General features: G+C 33.8%; 20 protein-coding genes and 2 pseudogenes. 12 read left to right on the top strand and 10 right to left on the bottom strand.

Annotated features, from left to right (window positions below):
* Nucleotides 1-117: 117 nt before the first annotated feature.
* From CJF42_RS21080 to CJF42_RS29395, 5 genes and pseudogenes are all read left to right on the top strand, one after another.
* On the top strand, nt 118-567 hold the full coding sequence (locus tag CJF42_RS21080; protein ID WP_095368563.1) for a hypothetical protein: 450 nt from the start codon (nt 118-120) through the stop codon (nt 565-567).
* A 57-nt stretch (nt 568-624) separates the two neighbouring features.
* Complete coding sequence (locus tag CJF42_RS21075; RefSeq protein WP_095368562.1) at nt 625-1,071, top strand: hypothetical protein; 447 nt, start codon at nt 625-627, stop codon at nt 1,069-1,071.
* A gap of 82 nt (nt 1,072-1,153) precedes the next feature.
* Nucleotides 1,154-1,654, top strand: a complete 501-nt coding sequence (locus CJF42_RS21070; protein ID WP_095368561.1) for a GNAT family N-acetyltransferase — start codon at nt 1,154-1,156, stop codon at nt 1,652-1,654.
* A gap of 657 nt (nt 1,655-2,311) precedes the next feature.
* Nucleotides 2,312-2,791: pseudogene (locus CJF42_RS21065) on the top strand (tyrosine-type recombinase/integrase); the annotation flags it as partial.
* 184 nt (nt 2,792-2,975) lie between these two features.
* Nucleotides 2,976-3,083: a type II secretion system protein gene (locus CJF42_RS29395; protein ID WP_095368559.1), complete on the top strand. Its 108-nt coding sequence runs from the start codon at nt 2,976-2,978 to the stop codon at nt 3,081-3,083.
* A 764-nt stretch (nt 3,084-3,847) separates the two neighbouring features.
* Here the strand turns inward: CJF42_RS29395 and gloA2 are convergent.
* Genes gloA2 through CJF42_RS21045 form a run of 3 tightly spaced genes read right to left on the bottom strand, consistent with a single transcriptional unit; the run spans nt 3,848 to nt 5,987 of the window.
* Complete coding sequence (gene gloA2, locus CJF42_RS21055; protein WP_095368558.1) at nt 3,848-4,237, bottom strand: SMU1112c/YaeR family gloxylase I-like metalloprotein; 390 nt, start codon at nt 4,235-4,237, stop codon at nt 3,848-3,850.
* Between the two features lie 5 nt (nt 4,238-4,242).
* Nucleotides 4,243-5,007 (bottom strand): LytR/AlgR family response regulator transcription factor, encoded by a 765-nt coding sequence (locus CJF42_RS21050; protein WP_095368557.1) that lies wholly within the window; start codon nt 5,005-5,007, stop codon nt 4,243-4,245.
* The gene (locus CJF42_RS21045) at nt 5,004-5,987 is read right to left on the bottom strand and encodes a sensor histidine kinase (protein WP_095368556.1); all 984 of its coding nucleotides are present in this window, start codon (nt 5,985-5,987) and stop codon (nt 5,004-5,006) included. Before CJF42_RS21045 ends, CJF42_RS21050 begins: the two co-directional genes overlap by 4 nt.
* 199 nt (nt 5,988-6,186) lie before the next feature.
* Here CJF42_RS21045 and CJF42_RS27700 point away from each other — a divergent pair, with 199 nt between their 5' ends.
* Entirely contained in the window at nt 6,187-6,327 is a 141-nt protein-coding gene (locus CJF42_RS27700; protein WP_170940697.1) for a hypothetical protein, read from the top strand.
* Here CJF42_RS27700 and CJF42_RS21040 read toward each other — a convergent pair.
* Nucleotides 6,324-8,177 (bottom strand): CIA30 family protein, encoded by a 1,854-nt coding sequence (locus CJF42_RS21040; protein WP_095368555.1) that lies wholly within the window; start codon nt 8,175-8,177, stop codon nt 6,324-6,326. The two genes, CJF42_RS27700 and CJF42_RS21040, sit on opposite strands and share 4 nt — an antisense overlap.
* Nucleotides 8,178-9,313: 1,136 nt before the next feature.
* Here CJF42_RS21040 and CJF42_RS29140 point away from each other — a divergent pair.
* Entirely contained in the window at nt 9,314-9,436 is a 123-nt protein-coding gene (locus tag CJF42_RS29140) for a hypothetical protein (RefSeq protein ID WP_286203516.1), read from the top strand.
* Between the two features lie 54 nt (nt 9,437-9,490).
* Here CJF42_RS29140 and CJF42_RS21030 read toward each other — a convergent pair whose 3' ends face one another.
* Complete coding sequence (locus tag CJF42_RS21030; protein WP_095368553.1) at nt 9,491-11,095, bottom strand: isocitrate lyase; 1,605 nt, start codon at nt 11,093-11,095, stop codon at nt 9,491-9,493.
* Nucleotides 11,096-11,330: 235 nt separating this feature from the next.
* Between CJF42_RS21030 and CJF42_RS21025 the strand changes: the two genes are divergently transcribed.
* Entirely contained in the window at nt 11,331-13,514 is a 2,184-nt protein-coding gene (locus CJF42_RS21025) for a malate synthase G (RefSeq protein ID WP_095368552.1), read from the top strand.
* Nucleotides 13,515-13,641: 127 nt separating this feature from the next.
* On the opposite strand, the gene CJF42_RS27695 is transcribed toward CJF42_RS21025, so the two are convergent.
* Nucleotides 13,642-13,815 carry a hypothetical protein gene (locus tag CJF42_RS27695; protein WP_170940696.1) on the bottom strand — a complete coding sequence of 58 codons (174 nt, stop codon included), beginning with the start codon at nt 13,813-13,815 and terminating at the stop codon, nt 13,642-13,644.
* 423 nt (nt 13,816-14,238) lie between these two features.
* Here CJF42_RS27695 and CJF42_RS21015 point away from each other — a divergent pair, with 423 nt between their 5' ends.
* Entirely contained in the window at nt 14,239-14,544 is a 306-nt protein-coding gene (locus tag CJF42_RS21015) for a hypothetical protein (RefSeq protein WP_095368551.1), read from the top strand.
* A gap of 14 nt (nt 14,545-14,558) precedes the next feature.
* On the opposite strand, the gene CJF42_RS21010 is transcribed toward CJF42_RS21015, so the two are convergent.
* From CJF42_RS21010 to CJF42_RS21000, 3 genes are read right to left on the bottom strand one after another with little or no spacing between them, the layout of a single operon-like run.
* Nucleotides 14,559-15,191, bottom strand: coding sequence for a DUF6058 family natural product biosynthesis protein (locus CJF42_RS21010; protein ID WP_095368550.1), 633 nt, complete (start codon nt 15,189-15,191; stop codon nt 14,559-14,561).
* Complete coding sequence (locus CJF42_RS21005; RefSeq protein ID WP_095368549.1) at nt 15,192-15,533, bottom strand: antibiotic biosynthesis monooxygenase family protein; 342 nt, start codon at nt 15,531-15,533, stop codon at nt 15,192-15,194.
* Nucleotides 15,530-15,883, bottom strand: a complete 354-nt coding sequence (locus tag CJF42_RS21000) for an NIPSNAP family protein (RefSeq protein WP_095368548.1) — start codon at nt 15,881-15,883, stop codon at nt 15,530-15,532. Before CJF42_RS21000 ends, CJF42_RS21005 begins: the two co-directional genes overlap by 4 nt.
* An 82-nt stretch (nt 15,884-15,965) precedes the next feature.
* Here CJF42_RS21000 and CJF42_RS20995 point away from each other — a divergent pair, with 82 nt between their 5' ends.
* Nucleotides 15,966-16,571 (top strand): ArsR/SmtB family transcription factor, encoded by a 606-nt coding sequence (locus CJF42_RS20995; RefSeq protein WP_095368547.1) that lies wholly within the window; start codon nt 15,966-15,968, stop codon nt 16,569-16,571.
* A 112-nt stretch (nt 16,572-16,683) separates the two neighbouring features.
* On the opposite strand, the gene CJF42_RS20990 is transcribed toward CJF42_RS20995, so the two are convergent.
* Nucleotides 16,684-17,331 (bottom strand): DEAD/DEAH box helicase family protein, encoded by a 648-nt coding sequence (locus tag CJF42_RS20990; protein WP_095368546.1) that lies wholly within the window; start codon nt 17,329-17,331, stop codon nt 16,684-16,686.
* A gap of 233 nt (nt 17,332-17,564) precedes the next feature.
* Here CJF42_RS20990 and CJF42_RS29390 point away from each other — a divergent pair.
* Nucleotides 17,565-17,717: pseudogene (locus CJF42_RS29390) on the top strand (hypothetical protein); the annotation flags it as partial.
* A 264-nt stretch (nt 17,718-17,981) separates the two neighbouring features.
* Nucleotides 17,982-18,902 (top strand): serine hydrolase domain-containing protein, encoded by a 921-nt coding sequence (locus CJF42_RS20980; RefSeq protein ID WP_170940695.1) that lies wholly within the window; start codon nt 17,982-17,984, stop codon nt 18,900-18,902.
* The last annotated feature ends 825 nt before the right edge of the window (nt 18,903-19,727 follow it).

Genomic DNA, 19,727 nt, shown 5'->3' with positions numbered 1-19,727 from the left:
TAATTTCACCTAAAACTGCTGCAGATGAATAAGACTTTTGACCGTGTAATAACCGTGTAATATTTTTTTTATCCCTTCCCTGCTATATTTGTTTTTTCAATAAAAAGGATGAAAAGAATGGCATTAATTATTGCGGAACTCGCTGAAGCTCTTGAACCAGTTATAGCGGGTGCTATTGAGGCAGCTCCAGAGGAAGCAGAAGCAGCTGAGGTCGAAAGTGCTTCAGCGGTGGAAGAAGCGGCAGATGCCCCCAGTTTAGCTGAAAACCCAAGCGAAGCTCAAAGCTCATCGTTGGGACAAAGATTAAAAGACCTTTCGATAAAGGTGGCAAAGCTTAGCGGTATTGAAGGCGCGAAATCAGGGATGGTTTTTGGAGTATTTTATATGATCAACAAATCGCTTGCTGAAAAAAGTAAAAGTACTGGTAAGAAAACAAAATTAAGCGTTTATATTAAACTGGTCGCAGAAAACTTCAATAAACTGGATATTCCGTTTTCTGAAAAAACGAAAGAAGCAGCAATTGATGCCGCTAAAAATTATCCATGGATAAGCAATGATATTGACTAATTTTTAGTTTTTTAATTGCATTTAACTCTAATTATTATAAATAAATGGAAGGACAAGATGGCACTAGAAATCATTGAAGAAGTAGCAGAAGAATTAGAAGAAGACGCAGCTTTAACTGCTGAAGGCTCTGAAATAAGCGAAGCGTCGGAAGTCGAGAACTCTGCAGAGGTAACCGAGGCTGCAGATTCTCCTGAACTCTCGGAAAACCCGCAAGCTGCTCAGACTTCATCGCTTGGAAGAAAGCTGTTAGAACTATCGAAAAAGGTTGGTAAGTTTTTGCTAGTTGAAGGTGCTAAAGCTGGGGTTATTTTTGGTATATTTTACGCGGTTAACAAGCTTCTTGCTAGCGATAGTAAAAAGACAGGTAAAAGAACGGCCTTAAGCGTTTATCTAAAACAAGTTGAAGAAAATTTCAAAAAACAAAAGTTGGATTTCACTCCTAAAGTGAGAGAAGCAACTGCTGACTCAGCAGTTACATTTCCTTGGATAGATGCAACAAAATAGTATATTAATTTTGTTTATTCCCTGAGGCTCCGTCGGGTTAAGGTGGAGTCTCTTCTATCTGTAGTGTTGCATAGGAACTGATATGAAAGTCGTAAATGGATTTTTTATAGATGCATTAATGAATGAAGATATACCAACTGTTGCCAGTTTTTTGTCTAGCGAATCTGAGCGGTATGGATTTAAAAAAGATGTTTCTAAACTGGAGGGGAAGCTAAGAAATAGCCTTTCCACGCAGGAATTCCCAATAACTTTTGTTGCAAGAGATAAAAAAAACTTTTCTATCTTGGGATGCGTAGGCATTGATTATAACGAGTGGCCATTCTTGGAGCGAATATTATGGGTTTCTAATTTATTTGTGCTACCCCGTTTTAGGAATCGAGGGGTAGGATCAGAATTGCTAAAAAAGTGTATTGAGCAAGCTAGAAAAACCGAAGAGAGCACAATGCGTTTACTGACATTAAATAGTGGTGATTATTTTTCAAATAATGGGTGGGAATTTATTTATACGGAAAACATATTACAAAATACGTATGATGTTTATCATATTGAGTTAGAACGTGTTGAAACTAGGGCAAGAGCCTAAAATTATTCCTTTATTCACGGAGCTAACTGCAAAAGGGGGTTTCGCGCCCATTTCCACGAATATGCAGAGCTGAACGAAAGAAAGCTTATTAAACAGCTGGTTATGCTTTTCTGAGTCAACATATTTATAGAGCTTAGAGCCGGATTTATACCGACTAAAGTTGATTGTTAAGTGGAAAACTCGCTTAATTTGCTCACTAACCTTAAACAGGTGAGCAAAAAATTGGTAGTAATATGCTGAGTAAAATTAGCCTAATGCATTGTATTTATTACCGTTATCGTTATTCCCAACAAATCCACATATTCATTTACTCTACATATCCGCGAATAGTCCATAGTCGGCCTGTAGCGTTTACTATGTAGGGTCTAATTACAAAAACGGTATAAACTGGTCACCCGCATAGTCTATCCTATTGATTAAATAGTAAAAAATCAACTATTTAACTCTAAGGCTAGAATGTGCATAACTCTGAACAAAAGGCACTTTTTGTAAAAAGTAGGCCTTATCAACTATAGTAATGATAAGGCCTACAACCCCGAAGAACAATCATGACCAACCGGCGAAATGTAAAGAGTAGCGATAATGAAGCTACGGATAGCCATGAAAGAAGTAAGAACTTTTTAAACGAGCAGGAAATAATCATTACTTTTAACTGCCGCTAAAAAAGGTCGGCACAACATCCGTGATCATTTACTACTGTTAATGATATACCGACATGGATTAAGGGTCAGTGAAGCTATTGCTTTAAGAAAGTTAGACCTAAATTTAGTCCAATCTAGAGTATGGGTTGAGCGTTTAAAAAATGGCTTGTCAGTCGAACAGCCAATCGCAGGAGATGAACTTCGAGCGATCAAACGATATCTGAATATGCGGACAGATAATTTACCCTGGTTATTTATCAGTGAGCGAGAACAACCTCTAACTAGGCAAGCTGTCAACTACATCATAAAAAGTGCAGCCAAGCGCTGTCAGTTAGTCAATGTTCACCCTCATACACTACGGCATTCCTGTGGATATTACTTAGCAAACAAGGGAGCCGATCTTCGACTTATTCAGGATTACTTGGGGCATCGAGATCCAAAACATACGGTTCACTACACCAGAATAGCAGGTAGCCGGTTTGAAGGGTTTTGGTAGTGTCAATTCATGGTTAATAAAAATACATCTTAAAGGTCGGCTGTTATTAACTTACAGAGGACTAACCTAATATTATCGTTTTTCTGCACACCTAAAAAATTCCTAAGGTTCATTTCGAGGGGATGGGCGCAAAACCCCAAATACGTAAGAATTAATTTCGATTTAGTATTTATTTGATTTTTCTGTGCGTAAAGTAAGTTTTGGTTTTTCACTGATTGAATTAATTATGGCTATATTAGTTTCAGCTATTATAACTACTCTGTTTGTACCTAAATTATTAAATCTTCAATAAGATATCATATTGGAGATTTTTTCAGATAGCTTTAAAGTTGTAACTGATTTGGTTTATACAAATGCTGTATTACAAAATAATGATAAACAATCTAACGTTTAAGTTTTTATATATAATTTAAATACTTGTTTTGGAATGTCACAAGAGATTTGGAATAACGCTTTAGGAGAGTTCTATTATAGCGGTAATGGATATTATGATTTGATGGACCAAATACTGCCAATTCAGTTGTATTTCCCAAGATAGTATACGTGTCATAGACTAAGCTCCATCATGTAAAATAAAATCAGGTTTAACTGGCTGGGGTATGTTGTTTTTCCCTAAAAATTGAATGTTATTCCCATTGATTTCCATAAATTTGTAATATTGACCAAGCTAATTTAGGTTGTTTTTTATGCCCGTAGCTAAATCTATTTATGTATTCAATAATTACATAAGTGATATGTCTTTTTTATTTCATTAGTACCTATTAGAGTTACATGCTTATATTGTATAGGCAATGACAATAAAAATCCTTTAAATTCAGTTTTCTATATAATTAAAAACAATATTTTCACATTAATAAAATTCTTCAATATCTGTATATTAATACCTGTGATATACGCAGCTCGTTATTTTATATAGCATTAAGCAATTTAGTTATCATGAAACATCCCTACGTTTTAAGCTTCTTAGTGCCCCTTTGAAGCTTTTTTTTTGTCTGACTTTTAGCTGGAATTGAGAATAAAGTGGGGTGGGATTTTGCTAAAAAAGGTTATCAGAATTTATACTTCATATAATTCTAATGGCAAATTATCTGGGTCGCTAAAAAATGTGAATTTCTTACCTGTGTATTTATCTACACGTATAGGTTCAACATCAATTGATTTAGACTTTAAATATTTTACAGTATCTTCAATTGAATCAACTAAAAGAGCAAGATGCCTAAGTCCTTTTGCTTCTGGATAGCTGGGTCGTTCAGGTCTATTCACAAATGAAAAAACCTCTAATTGCGTACCATCTTTTAATTGCAGATCTAATTTATAAGAGTCTTGTTCTTTTCTATAATGTTCAGCGATAATATTTAAGCCTAAAATCTCTGTATAGAAAGTTTTTGTTCTTTGATAATCAGAGCATATGATCGCCACATGATGAACCCCTTTAAAATACGACATCGTTTTTATAATCCTAGAACTTGTTTTAGTTTATCGGCCCCTGTTCTACTGGTGCTTAACTCTGATTTATCTTCATCAGTCATAATTACCATTAATTTACCATTAAACCATCGCTGAATTTCTTTAATTTTATCTATATTAACTAAATAGCTTCGATGAATTCGTACATATTGTGATGAACCTAAACTGAGCTCTAGTTGGTCTAAGGTTTCATTTAAAAAATGTTGTTTATCTCCATTAAAAGCAAAGCTATTGCCTTGATCTGATTTGATATAAAAAATATCATCTGGAGATAGAATTACCATACGTTCGCCACTTTTGCTTATTAACCTTTCGATAGGCTGTTGTGGACTTTTAACTGGTTCAGAGTGAACTTGTAACGCTTCTTTTTGTAAAAAGGCTGTATAAGCTTTATCTATGGCGCTTTTTAGCCTTGCTAAAGGAAATGGTTTTAATAAATAATCTGTTGAGGCCTGTTCAAATGCGGCAATAGCGTATTGATCATAAGCGGTCGTAAATATCACCATAGGCTTGTGTGTTAATAAGCTTAATAAGTCCATACCATTAATTTCAGGCATTTGAATATCCAGTAGTACTAAGTCTGGTTGTTCATCATTAATAAGGGTTATGGCTTCTTTACCTGTTGTTGCAAACCCGACAACTTCAATATTTGGAATTAAACTCAGTTGTTGGTTTAATTTTTCTCTTGCGGGTTGTTCATCATCTGCAAATACGATTCGCATTATTTTTGTTTGTTCTTGTTCATTCATATTGCCATCTCCAATGACACTTGAGCGCCCTTGTTATTATTCAATATCATTTTTCCTTGATTTAGCTGAGAAACTCTTTGTTGTAAGTTTTTCATACCGACACCTTGTCCATATCCTTGTGCTAAAACGGTTTTATTAAATCCTGTGCCATTATCGCTGATCATAATTTTTAACAGTTCATCATGCTTTTCAACTTTTATATTTATGAGTAACTGAGTTTGTTTTGCATTATGTTTTATCGCATTTTCAACTATGGGTTGTAAAATTAAAGGGGGGATCTGGTGTGTGAGTAGCTTTTTAGGAATATCATAATTGACCGTTAAACGATTGCCAAATCTTGCTTTTTCAATATTGAAATACTTATTAAGTATATCTATCTCTTGCGTAAGAGAGGTATTTTTTACTTCAGCTGTATCTAAGGAGTAACGCAAAATATCTGCTAATTCGTGTAATACTTCATCAGCGAGATCTGGCTTTGTATGAATATAAGCTGATATCGTATTTAAACTATTAAACATAAAGTGTGGATTTAATTGATACCTGAGTGTTTCTAATTGTGCTTGTTTTTTAGCTGATTTTTCAATTGCTATGTTCTTTTTACTTTCCACAAATCTAGATATAAAATAAATAGGTATCGCCCATGTTAGTCCGCCAAATACCACAAAAGAGCCTATTGATTTATATTCACTAAATGTTAATTGCAGTATTTTATCTGTCATCATCATACCAAATGTTAAAATAATAACTGAAATGGCCAATTCTAATATGGTATTGGTGATTTTTTTATTTCTAAAATTAAATATAATAGCAGCGCTCAACCAAACTGGTAGCCAATAAAAACATACAAACCAAATGCTTGTTGCTTTAAATGTATCTAATGAAATATCGCTGGTCCCTGTAAATATTAAACCCGCAGTAAAAATTAAATCGATAAGTAGTAAAATAAAAAAACTGTACTTATAAAAGGGATGGCGAAACATTGTATTCTCTTTGTATTATTTTAATATTAAGAAACAAGATAGGTATATACCCAAACCACTTCAAGATGCAGGATTCAGTTGGAATTAGAAATGCTTTAGGCTAGGCATTGATTGAAGAATATGGTTATTCCCTTTTCAAAATCAATAACGCTGCATAAAGTATTTATAAACCAACCTTACAGGGACTTCTGAGCAAATCATGCTCGTTGTTCCATCTTTTTTTAAGGGAGTAACCATTAATGCAAAGATGCGCCTAGATCATGAATTGCTCAGCAGTCCTGAACCTCACATCTTGAAGTGGCTTGGGTATATTCCTATCTTGTTAGCATATCAAATTTAAAAGTAAGATATTTCTCTAACTTGGATTTTATTTCCTTTATGCGACAATTTTGTATTTGGCATTGTTCTCCATACAAAACTTAATCCAGATAAATTTTTTGCGGACCATTGTTTTTTTGCTCCATAACCAAACTGTTTAAGTTGGTTAAATGGAATTTCTACAGTTTGCCATTGGGTGCTCGGTTGTATATTAGTATAAAAATGATCCCAATCTTTAACTTCACTGTGATATACAGAAATACCAAATGGTATATCAGAGCCTTTAAAAATAACTTTAATTCCTTGATAATCAGAAGCGTCAATAGGTTTATTAAACATCAATTGTGTGCCAGCCCAAGCGCCAAAGCCTGTTGGTTTACCTAATTCTGTTTGTATTATTAATTCATCTCGCACTAAGTTAATTTGCGAGCTTGATTGCCCGCCCATCATTTTGTCACTGATAGCTTGCCACTTTATTTCACCTTTAAAGTCATCAATTACTTTAGCTGCTTTATTGGCTGTTCCGACTTGCGTATGACATTTTTCACCTTGAGGAGCAATTGCAGTATTTTTTGTAATTAATTCAGGTCTATTTACTAATTTTCCTGATTTATATACTGTATTGATTGCAGATAGGTTTGAAATATCTTTTATTGGGTTGTTAGCTAAAAGTATAAAACTTGCTTCAAATCCAGGTTTTAATTGGCCTATTATATTTTCTTGATTTATTACTTCTGCAGCTTCTGAAGTTGCAGCATTAATGATGTGTCCAGGCTTTAGACCTGCTTTACTTAAAGCTTGTATTTCATTATGCAAACCCGCGCCATGCAGTGTATAAGGGTTACCAGCATCCGAGCCTGTTCCTATCACTACACCTGCTTTGTGCAGAGTAATTACATTATTATATGCAATATTACGCTTTTTCCATACCTGATTTTTCCAAATTGTAGGTTCTGGTACTTGGGTGAATAAGCAATGCTTCAGCTTATTATGCACGGTTTTGAGTAAATGAGTTTGGCTACTTACGTATTTGCTTTCACGTTCTTCATTGTGATTATGATAAACAGCTAAAGTTGGTATATAAGCTACTTTATTATCAACCATCAATTGTATAAATTCATCATCAATGAGTTCTGAGTTTATACCGTGTGCCAAAGCGGTAGCGCCAGCTTTGATAGCACGTTTTCCGTCTTGTAATGTAGAAACATGCACAAAATATGGTAATCCAGCTTCCTTAGAACGTTTTCCCAATTGTGTTAACTGATTGTCAGTTAACGATGCACCATGCCCACCAAAAGTTTCTATCACGGCTTTTGTTACATTTGGTTTTTTAGCAATATGCTCTTGCCAAAGTGTATCTATTGACTCATCACTTATTACTTCAAGTGCTGCACCACCAAATTGTGTACCATGACCCCCTGGATTGGTAAATAAAGCACCTGCGTAAAATAGATTTGGTGTGATTGTTTGATAGCTAAGTGATTTAGCTTCACTCAATGTATTATCAAAAGAGAATAAATCGACAATATTGGTTATACCTAAATATAGATTAGAGTTAAAATGAGATTCAACAGGTAAATATTGGAATTCAACACCATAATTACTGCCTGAAGCGCCCAAATGAACATGTAAATCGATTAAACCAGGTACTGCATATTGTGCATTTGCATCTATTATTTTATCGGCTATTTTTGGTGCTTGGTCCATTGGAGATAGTTTTATTATTTTATTATTTTCTATGTATAAGCGGCTTGGTTCTGAAAACTTCTGGTTTTCATTTTGATATATTTTTACATTATCTATACGTAAATCTATAGCATGTAGATTTAAGCTCATTAATAAAGTAGCGATTGTTGTTAGTTTAGTGTTCATTGTTATACTTCCTTGTTATCTATGAGCATTACAAAGTAATCTTTGATCATATGTAATATTAACATGCAAACATATATTCCAATGAGAAATGAAAAGACCGTATTTATGGAGATCAGATTTATACCTAGTACAAAGTTAAGTACAGACAATATAAAAACGATAACCCCTGCTATTTGCGCTATTTTCTGTTTCATTGATGCTTTCCTATGCTTGGTTTTTGTTATGTCATTGGTTTTGTTCAGTCAAATGTAGCTCTAATACTTAGGGTTGTCGGTGTGATTGTTTTGAACTGACATTATTTCCTCTTGAATTGACAAAAAGTTGATTTAAAAAATTCACAGATCAAAATCTTACTAAGTCGAGGTCTTTTTAGTGTGAATATTCCAATTTCATTATAAAAATGATTCATGTTTACTATTTTTAGTATTTATTATATGAATATAAGTGGTTTTTTTTGTCTTTTTATAAACATTTTTGTTTGGTAACTGTGACTTTGTATGACTTTTATACTGGAAAGGTGCTGTGACTTAGTAAAAACTTGTCTTGAAAATTTGGTGCTTTGTTATTTGTTAGTAAAAATATGATCTGATATTATATTGATAGCTTAAATATCATGCTATATCTGTAAATATTTACTCTTAATAAGGGATTAAAGTCATTTTGAGCCTTAAAACAGTTAATAACATATTATATTAGTAAAATATTGATCCAAATTACTTTCCATATGCTTACTTAGTAAAAAGTTGATCTGTGATTGATCTTACAGAGTTTATTAGTGTGCTATGTCAATAAGATCCGTTCACGTTTATATGTGTATTAGCATTCCATCTCAATTTTCAGTTTCACATCTTTCGGTTATACCAAAGGAAAAAGCGCAATTTCGAAAGCACAAAACTTTAAAAGTAGATAATGGTTCAAATTTCTGAGATAGGGGATATTTTGTTTCAACGGTAGATCTGGACACAAATATGATGATTGGATATATACCCAAACCACTTCAAGATGCAGGATTCAGTTGGAAGTAGAAATACTTTAGGCTAGGCATTGATTGAAGAACATGGTTATTCCCTTTTCAAAATCAATAACGCTGCATAAAGTATTTATAAACCAACCTTACAGGGACTTCTGAGCAAATCATGCTCGTTGTTCCATCTTTTTTTAAGGGAGTAACCATTAATGCAAAGATGCGCCTAGATCATGAATTGCTCAGCAGTCCTGAACCTCACATCTTGAAGTGGCTTGGGTATATCAAAATATAGATACTAAAAAAGGCTGCAATTGCAGCCTTTGTACTGTTGGAAGGAATTAATATACTAGAACTGATTCATTGTATTATCTTTACCTGAAGCTTTAAGAGCCGCTTCACCTGCAAAGTACTCTTTATGATCATCACCCATATCTGAACCAGCCATATTTTGGTGTTTAACACAGGCTATGCCTTGACGAATCTCTTTACGTTGAACTCCTTGCACATAAGCAAGCATGCCTTCATCACCGAAGTAGCCTTTAGCCAAGTTATCTGTTGATAGCGCAGCTGTATGATAAGTTGGTAAAGTAATTAAATGATGGAAGATCCCAGCTTCTTTAGCTGCATCAGCTTGGAAGTTTCGAATTTTTTCATCTGCTAGTTGTGATAATTCACTATCATCATATTGCTCACTCATTAATGAATCACGTTGGTAAGCAGATACATCTTTACCCTCTTCAACCATGGCATCAAATATTTGTTGACGGAAATTCAATGTCCAGTTAAATGAAGGTGAATTGTTATAAACTAACTTAGCATTAGGCACAACTTCACGAATGGCATTTACCATGGCGCCAATTTGACCAACATGCGGTTTTTCAGTTTCAATCCATAATAAATCAGCACCATTTTGTAGTGAAGTGATACAGTCTAAAACACAGCGTGCTTCACCAGTTCCTTTTTTAAATTGATATAAATTACTAGCTAAACGCTTAGGACGTACTAACTTACCATCTTGTTTTATTACTACATCACCATTGCCTAATTCATCTGCAGATACTTCATCACAATCTAAAAATGCATTGTATTGGTCGCCTAAATCACCAGATTCTTTTGTTACAGCAATTTGCTTAGTTAGTCCTGCACCTAATGAATCTGTGCGTGCTACAATCACACCGTTATCTACACCTAACTCTAAAAATGCATAACGAACAGCGTTGATTTTAGCTAAAAAATCTTCGTGTGGAACGGTAACTTTACCATCTTGATGACCGCATTGTTTTTCATCTGATACTTGGTTTTCTATTTGAATACAACATGCTCCAGCTTCAATCATTTGCTTAGCCATTAAGTAAGTCGCTTCGGCATTACCAAAACCTGCATCAATATCTGCAATAATTGGCACCACATGTGTTACGTAGTTATCAATTTTATCTTGTACTTTTGTTGTTTCGGCTGTGTCATTGGCAGCTTTTGCTGTATCAAGCTCTCTAAAAAAACCGCCAAGCTCTCTTGCATCGGCTTGTCGTAGGAATGTATATAGTTCTTCTATTAGGCCAGCCACAGATGTTTTTTCATGCATAGATTGATCTGGTAGTGGTCCGAATTCAGATCTTAGTGCTGCAACCATCCAACCTGATAGGTATAAGTAGCGACGGTCGGTATTTTCAAAATGTTTTTTAATCGAAATCATCTTTTGCTGACCGATAAAACCATGCCAGCAGCCTAAAGATTGTGTATATTTAGAAGTGTCTGCATCATAATTACCCATATCAGCACGCATAATATCAGCAGTATACTTTGCGATATCTAAACCTGTTTTAAAGCGATTTTGCATTTTCATTCGAGCAGCATATTCAGGATTAATAGACTGCCAGTTATTACCATTCATTTGGCATAAGGTAGTTACATGATCGATATCTTGTTTATAGTTAGGGGTTGTGTCAGCCATATTTATTTCCATCCATTTTGCTTTTTTGTTGTGAGAGTGTCACTTCAATTTATTAAGTCGTTCTGAAGCTCTGGTGTAAACAATAGACTTATTTGTTATGATTTCGTTAATTTATAGTTTCTATCACTAACATTTTTTCAGTGAATACCTAAATGACAGGTCTTTCGCACTTTTTATTAAAGTTAAGGTAAAGTATCGCAATAGAAGTATTACACCGTTCATAGAGGCTAATAATATGACAACAAATAGAATCTCTCACTCAGGGTTGCAAATAGATAAAGTTTTATATGATTTTGTTAACAATCAGGCTTTGCCTAACACTGGCTTGAAGCAAGATACCTTCTGGCAATCATTTTCACAGATCATTAAAATACTAACTCCAAAAAATAAAGCACTATTAACTAAACGAGATGTGTTACAAAAAAAAATAGATGTTTACCATAAAGAAAATCCAATATGGGATACGCAAAAGTATCAGAGTTTTTTAACTGACATTGGTTACTTAGTATCTGAAGTTAAAGACTTTAATATTGAAACCCTTAATGTAGATGAAGAAATAGCAAAGCTTGCAGGACCACAACTTGTAGTACCTGTAAATAATGCAAGGTTTGCTCTCAATGCTGCGAATGCCCGTTGGGGATCACTATTTGATGCACTCTATGGTACTGATGTTATTTCTGAATCTGATGGTGCTGAAAAAACTAAAACGTATAATGAAGTGCGCGGTTTGAAAGTAATTCAATATTCAAAAAAATTTTTAGATAAAGCATTACCTCTGAGTAGTGGTTCTCATCATGATAGTGAAAACTATGCCATTGTTGATGGTGAACTTATTGTTCGCTTAAAAGGAAATTTACAAGTTAAACTAGTAGATACGCAACAGTTAATTGGGTATGTAGGTCAAATTCAAAATCCAAGTAATATTCTATTTAAAAATAATGGCTTACATATAGAACTACAAATAGATCCACAAAGCCAAATTGGCCGATCAGATAAAGCTGGTATTAAAGATATTATCCTAGAATCAGCTTTAACAACTATCATGGATTGTGAAGATTCAGTTGCTGCGGTTGATGGTGAAGATAAAGCATTAGTTTATCAAAACTGGTTAGGTTTAATGCAAGGAAGTTTAAGTGAAAGCTTTGAAAAGTCAGGTAACTTAACCAAACGAACTTTAAATTCAGATCGAAATTTTACTAACTTGAAAGGTCAGCCTATTAGCTTAAAAGGCCGCAGCATGATGTTTGTACGAAATGTTGGTCATTTAATGACAAATCCTGCAATTTTAGATGAAAATAATGAAGAAGTGTTTGAGGGCATAATGGATGCGATGATCACTTCTCTTTGTGCAATACATGATCTACAAGGTAATAGTCCTTATAAAAATTCATCAGCTCAAAGCATTAATATTGTAAAACCTAAAATGCATGGCCCTGAAGAAGTCGCTTTTACCTGTGAGCTGTTTTCTCAAGTAGAGTCGGCGCTTAATTTGCCGGTTAATACTTTAAAAGTGGGTATAATGGATGAAGAAAGGCGTACAACTGTAAATTTAAAAGCCTGTATATATCAAGCTAAAGAGCGCGTAGTATTTATTAATACAGGCTTTTTAGATAGAACAGGAGATGAAATTCACACATCAATGGAAGCGGGCATTGTTATGCCTAAAGCGCATATTAAATCTCAACCTTGGATTGGTGCTTATGAAAATAATAATGTTGATGTTGGTTTAGCGACGGGTTTAAGCAAAAGAGCGCAAATAGGTAAAGGTATGTGGGCTATGCCTGATGAAATGGCTGCTATGATGGTTCAAAAAGTAGCGCATTTAGAATCTGGTGCTAATACTGCGTGGGTGCCCTCCCCTACAGCAGCAACCTTACACGCAACGCATTATCACAGTTTGAATGTATTTGATGTGCAAAAACCATTATTTACACGTCAGCAAGCAGCTTTAACTGATATTTTAACACCACCTTTAATGAAAAAAGCATCAAGTTTAACGCTGCAACAGATCCAAGCCGAATTAGATAATAACGCACAAGGTATTTTAGGGTATGTTGTTCGTTGGATAGATCAAGGTGTCGGTTGTTCAAAAGTACCAGATATAAATCATGTTGGATTAATGGAAGATCGCGCAACATTACGAATTTCATCGCAACATATCGCAAATTGGTTGCATCATGGTGTATGTGATGAACAACAAGTGATAGATACAATGAAACGTATGGCAAAAGTAGTTGATTTACAGAACTTAGGTGATAAAAGCTATACTAACATGGCAGACTCAGAGCAAAGTTTTACTAACTCAATTGCAGTGCAAGCAGCTTTAGAGCTTGTATTAGAAGGCGCAAAGCAGCCTAATGGTTATACTGAGCCGGTATTACATAAAATGCGTTTAAAGCTAAAGTCTTTAAGCCTCTAGTTGATAAACTAAATATCGCCCCTTTCGACTTTAGGCCATAATAAAATTGTTATGGCCTTTTTAGAATAAAGAAGATGTTGTACAGGGGGTTTACATTGTACATATTTGTAGGTTTTTTAAAGCGATCTTAAACTATTTGAGCACCATCAATTTTTACTTGCCCTCCTTCTATGATGACTTCTAAATGGCCTAAAAGTTCATCATCAGTTACAGAGGATTTTTGTTTCCAAAGTACTTTAATCCTCCCCGTGTTTTTTAGATACCCCATAAATTCAGGCTCAGGTTTTAAACTCGTTAGCACTGGCGAGTTTTCCCACTGGTTGTTGATGATTTTGCGTGTAGCATGTTTAAACGTTTCTGTTGAAAAGTCTTTTTAAAAATTTTGCTTCTATGCATTCATAGTTAAAAGTTACATTAATCACTGAACACATAAAAGTAAAAAGCGTGTATATTTCATAGAGCTGCTAAGTAAAAATTATCCTAGAAAAATTGAGGACACTTGGAACATATCACCAGCTTCGACTCACATTTACTTACGTAAATTGGAAGAACTGGGCTTGATAAGCCTTTTATACCCAAACCACTTCAAGATGCAGGATTCAGTTGGAATTAGAAATGCTTTAGGCAAGACATTGATTGAAGAACATGGTTATTCCCTTTTCAAAATCAATAACGCTGCATAAAGTATTTCTAAACCAACCTTACAGGGACTTCTGAGCAAATCATGCTCGTTGTTCCATCTTTTTTTAAGGGAGTAACCATTAATGCAAAGATGCGCCTAGATCATGAATTGCTCAGCAGTCCTGAACCTCACATCTTGAAGTGGCTTGGGTATATAATAACAAAACCAATGCTGCTCAACGAAAATATAAGGCTCACAATGTATAACGAAATTTCTGAGCTTGTATCTCGGTATGCAGAGTTGCCTGAGAGATACTACTTTAACTCGAACCTACCACCTTTAAATTTAGTGATTTGTGACTATAAAATTCAGGAAGAAGAACCCTATCCAGTTTATATTAATTTGTAAAAGTCAGTGCTGACTCATTCAACATATTTAAAGTACTTTTTTCTTATATTCTCAATAAGTTTTACTCTAGAACTTGTTTTTCTTTCATGAGGTGCGAATAGTGATGTGACTGAGTCTAATAAATCAATTAAGACTTTTAAGTATTTCTGCTTTTGGCCTGATATGCCTTCATTAGAAATCAATTCATTAACGATAGTAGTGGTTAATTCTTTAGTTGCAATATTTTCCACTAAACCAGATTTAGTACACACCCCATACGTCCCTTTTAAAAAATGTTGCCATTCTTGTTTTATATGTTCAGATAAGTTTTGATTAAACTTATTATCATGACTATAAAAACCTAATTCATTTAGCTTTTTTAGTTGCGTTTTATAGCGGGAACTAAAAATTTCAAATACATTTTGTGTTTCTTGTATTTTTGATATGTCAACTAACCAAGATACATAGGCTTTTGGGTAATATTCAGTTTTTTGTGCTGCTATATACTTACCAAAAAAAGAATCACATTGTATATTTAGTTTATATGAGGCCAATGGCATTATAGCGTCTTTTTGGTATTGCTTAAATGCTAACTCATTTATTTTACATTTATCTAATAGTTGAGCTTGAGTATAAAAATATTGATTCAAATAACTTAATAAATCCATTTATTGTTCCCCTTTTATGTTATCAGGTGATTGCGCTTTATCTTGCATGCCATAATCTCGAATAACAGATGCCACACGTAAACGATAATGTTCAAATATTTGTTCTCGCCCTTTAGTTTGCGATTTTTGATGCATAAATTGATTACGCCATTGTTTCACTGCTTGTTCATCTTCAAAAAATGATAAAGATAAATATTTTGAATTGTTGGTCAGGCTTTGAAATCTTTCGATAGAAATAAAGCCGGGTACTTGTTGTAAATATATTTTTAGGTTTTTTGCTTCGTTAAAATATTCTTGGTTTTGATCTAATTTTGGTTCTACCTCAAATATGACTGCTATCATTTGATTTCCTTTGCTGCTTGCTTATAAGTTTGTGGTACTATTTTTAAAAAACTACGGTTTTCTTCAATGATAAATTGTTGCTTTTGAGCTAAAGAGAAGTTAGTGAATCCAAGTTCATCGGTTTTTAACCTTGCTCGATAACTTTCATAGTCAGCTAAGCTATTAAAACTTATTAATCCATATGCAATATCATTAGTGCCTTCATGAGGTAAAAAATAGCCTAATAAATCTCCTCCGCATTTGGGAATAATGTGTCCCCAGTTTTTAGCATATTGCTCAAACTCATTTATTTTAAAGGGGTTTATTTTGTACTGAATAAAACATGTGATTTTTGTATTGATGTTTTCCATTGTGATTCTCTGTTATAATTTTGCATAAGTCTAATGACGTAGTACAAGCGATGCTTCGATGCACATCGAACAATGGAATAAAATGAATAACACACTGTCAGAACCTAATATTGCTGTGGTGGCTAATTTAATAGGTGATAATACGCGCGCTAAAATGTTAATTGCTTTATTAGGAGGTAAGGCTTTAACAGCAACTGAGCTCGCTTTAGAGGCTGATATTACATCGCAAACAGCCAGTACGCATTTAGCTAAGTTAGTTGATGGACAGTTACTTCAAGTACGTAAACAAGGTCGACATAAATATTTTCAATTAATGAACTTATCGGTAGCCCAGTTATTAGAAAGCTTATTAAATATATCGGTTGATTTAGCTGTTGATATTTATGACGCGCTACAAAATCATAACTTTATTATTGATAATGGCTGCGAAACTTTACTCACGGATTTAGGTCAAAAATTTTTTATTTCCATAGGCTTTGATTTTAGTGAAATTAAAAAATCAAAACGTCCGATTTGTAAATCTTGCTTAGATTGGAGTGAACGCAGAAATCATTTAGCAGGAATATTAGGGCAATGGATGTTAGATGATATGTTAAACAAAGGCTGGCTAGAGCGTGAGTTTGACTCTCGTATTATTAATATTACTAAAGCCAGTTTAGCTAAAATTAAAAATCGATTTAATCTGTAAAGGTAATAATTTCTATTTCAGTTTGAGTTTTAAAGGGGTATGCTGTTTAAACCAATGAACTCCTTTTTGGAGTTACTACCAGTAGTAATTGAAATATGATTTTAATTAGTTTTTAACGAAGTGGTTCTTTGTTTCTACACCATTCAACGATAAAGTTGAAGATTTTCCAATGATCATTCTGTTGTCTTTTTGAAAAAGATAAAATACTCTGAATTGTGCTCTCTATTTCATTTGATTCTAGAAAAATCACTAAATCAGGAAATTCTTTTTTTAAATCTGAAAAATACTGTTTTTGTAAAGTGGTAAAATCACAATATCTAGAGATCTTTTGCTCTATCGATTTTTGACTTCGACCAAGAATTACCGATCTTTCCCTCTCTCTTTTTGCTCTAACTCGCTCCTCAGCGTGAAAGTATATGTATGCATTGGGAAAACCGACTTTATCCTGTAGCATCATTTCACTATAAAAATTAACGGTTTCATCAAAACTCTCCGAGTTCTTACCGGGGAAAAGAGAGCTAAACCAGATAGGCTGAAAAATATCCCCATCTAGTATAGATAAAACCGTAGATTCTTGGTTATGTAGCGCCAACTCCCACCTTTGAGCTTGTTTTTGGTAATACCATAAATCTGAAATACGATTTTCTTTACCAAATAACTTATTAACCTCTGGAATGGTGTAACAACCATGAGAGTTTTCTAGCTTATTAGCAATGGTACTTTTACCGATGGCTGGACCGCCTTCAAAAGTTAAAATCATTTTTGAAATATTCTCAGATGGACTGTTTACATGAAGTTTAGGTATATGATCCTTTCTTTTAGATTAAAAAAGGTAAATCATTATGATTTGATAATCACTCAATATATGTTTAAATCATTTCATCGATAATGATCATCAAAAGTATTATTTCAAATCTATAAAAAGGAGTAAAGGAATTGCGATTCATAATAATATTTTTATTCATATTAAGTACTAGTACTAATGCCGATGAAATGGCAAATAAGTTATCTCATCAAATAAATAACATCTTCGCTAATTTTTCTTCAAATGACTCTCCTGGTTGCTCGATAGGAGTGATTAAAGATGATTTGTTAATTTTTAAAAAGGGGTATGGTTTAGCAAATATAGAACATCATATCCCACTAACTTCGCATTCTATTCATAGAATAGCATCAGTATCAAAACAGTTTACCGCGTTAGCTATACCCAAGCCACTTCAAGATGTGAGGTTCAGGACTGCTGAGCAATTCATGATCTAGGCGCATCTTTGCATTAATGGTTACTCCCTTAAAAAAAGATGGAACAACGAGCATTATTTGCTCAGAAGTCCCTGTAAGGTTGGTTTATAAATACTTTATGCAGCGTTATTGATTTTGAAAAGGGAATAACCATGTTCTTCAATCAATGCCTTGCCTAAAGTATTTCTAATTCCAACTGAATCCTGCATCTTGAAGTGGTTTGGGTATATATTATTAGTAGATGATGGAAAAATAGAACTGAATAAGGATATTAGAGAATACTTACCTGAATTAAATAATTACGGTGTTAAAGTCACCGTAAACTCAATGCTGGGGCACTTTTCAGGTATGGGAGATTTTGATTCTCTAGATATGCTTACTCAATCAAGTTTAAAGTCAGTCTCTGATGGCAAGCTTAGATTAGGAAATCAGGATTATATATCTAATGATGAATTTTACGATATTATAAAAAAGCTTCCACTAAAAAGTAATCCAGATCAAAAATTTGAATACAGTAACTTTGCTTATTTTTTATCATCTAAATTAGTTGAAAAACAAAGTGGCTTAACGTTAAGACAGTTTTCAGATAAAAGGATATTTAAACCTTTAGGAATGAAAGATACATTTTTTAATGATAATTATAATGAAGTTATTCTTAATAGAGCATCGGGGTATAAAAAATTGGAGTCAGGATCTTACGAAATTAATATGACAAATTTGTCTTGGGTTGGGGATGGCGGTTTGCACACAAACATCCAAGATTTGGCCATATGGGACAATCATTTTTATCAACCTAAATTAGGTAAAAATCCAAAGCAGTTAATGATTAAAATGAATACTCCTAATAGTAAACATACTATTGATGGTTGGATGTATGCTAACGGGCAATTTTTTAAACAGCTAGCAGAGTATAAAACGTTTGAACATACTGGCGATTGGCTAGGAACATCAACGTTTTATGCAAGAGTACCAAAAAATAAAGTATCAGTTGCAGTTCTATGTAATGGTGTAGACCTTAATGCTGCTAAATATGGTATTGAAGCTCTAGATATTGTTCATAAACATTTAGCAAATCTAGGCGGTATTCGTTAATAGAGCTATCAGTTCAATCACTAACAATATAGCTAACTGCTGCACATTTCCCCGGCAGAATTATTTAGGCTACAACACCATTATCATTTGGTTCAACCACTTGATTAATTGAACAACAGATATCAAATCTATCATTTTCTGCAACCGTCACATTTAGATCATCGTAAACCAAATTGAATGTATTGCATTTTTCAGGAGGAAAATTTCACTCTATAAATTTTTGTATTGTTCTTCCTAGTAGATTCGGCGTACCTTGATGCTCCATTACCGCTATTAGTTTTTTAGGAAAGTCTACCCACTTCCACTGTGAATTTAGGCTTTTCATTCATGATGTTAGTCCTTCTTTTCAATACTGAATCATATCTAGAGTGCCAAGGTCGTAACTATATTTGACTAACATATTTGAGATTAACAGTGGAGGTTATGCTATGTTCTTGGTAAGTGTGTTTTTTACAAAAAAGGCTACATGATGAAACCTAAGCAAACTTTATGTCCTATATGTCGTGAGCAAACGCTTTTTCGCATCAAGCGAACCTTTTTAGAAAAAATTATAAAAAATAACTCAAGAAAATTTAAATGTTCTTGTTGTGGGCATACTTACTGGTTTAAACCTTGATTATCCAATATTTTTTGTTTGTTATTACTTAATTAACTGCTTATATTTAACGAAATTCAGCCGTCACTATCTTTTAAAACAGTTTAGCAGCTTCATTTTTAAAGCATAGCGCTTGGATCCATTTCTCAATAATTAACAGTGCTAGTTAACTTAATTGTGTATGAAAGTCACTATTTTTATAGGTTTATCAGCAATTCTCGCTCAATATA

The sequence above is a fragment of the Pseudoalteromonas sp. NBT06-2 genome, from assembly GCF_002276045.1.
Lineage (GTDB): Bacteria > Pseudomonadota > Gammaproteobacteria > Enterobacterales > Alteromonadaceae > Pseudoalteromonas.
Note: the sequence above shows the minus strand (reverse complement) of the source record. Positions and strands in the feature narration are given on the sequence as shown.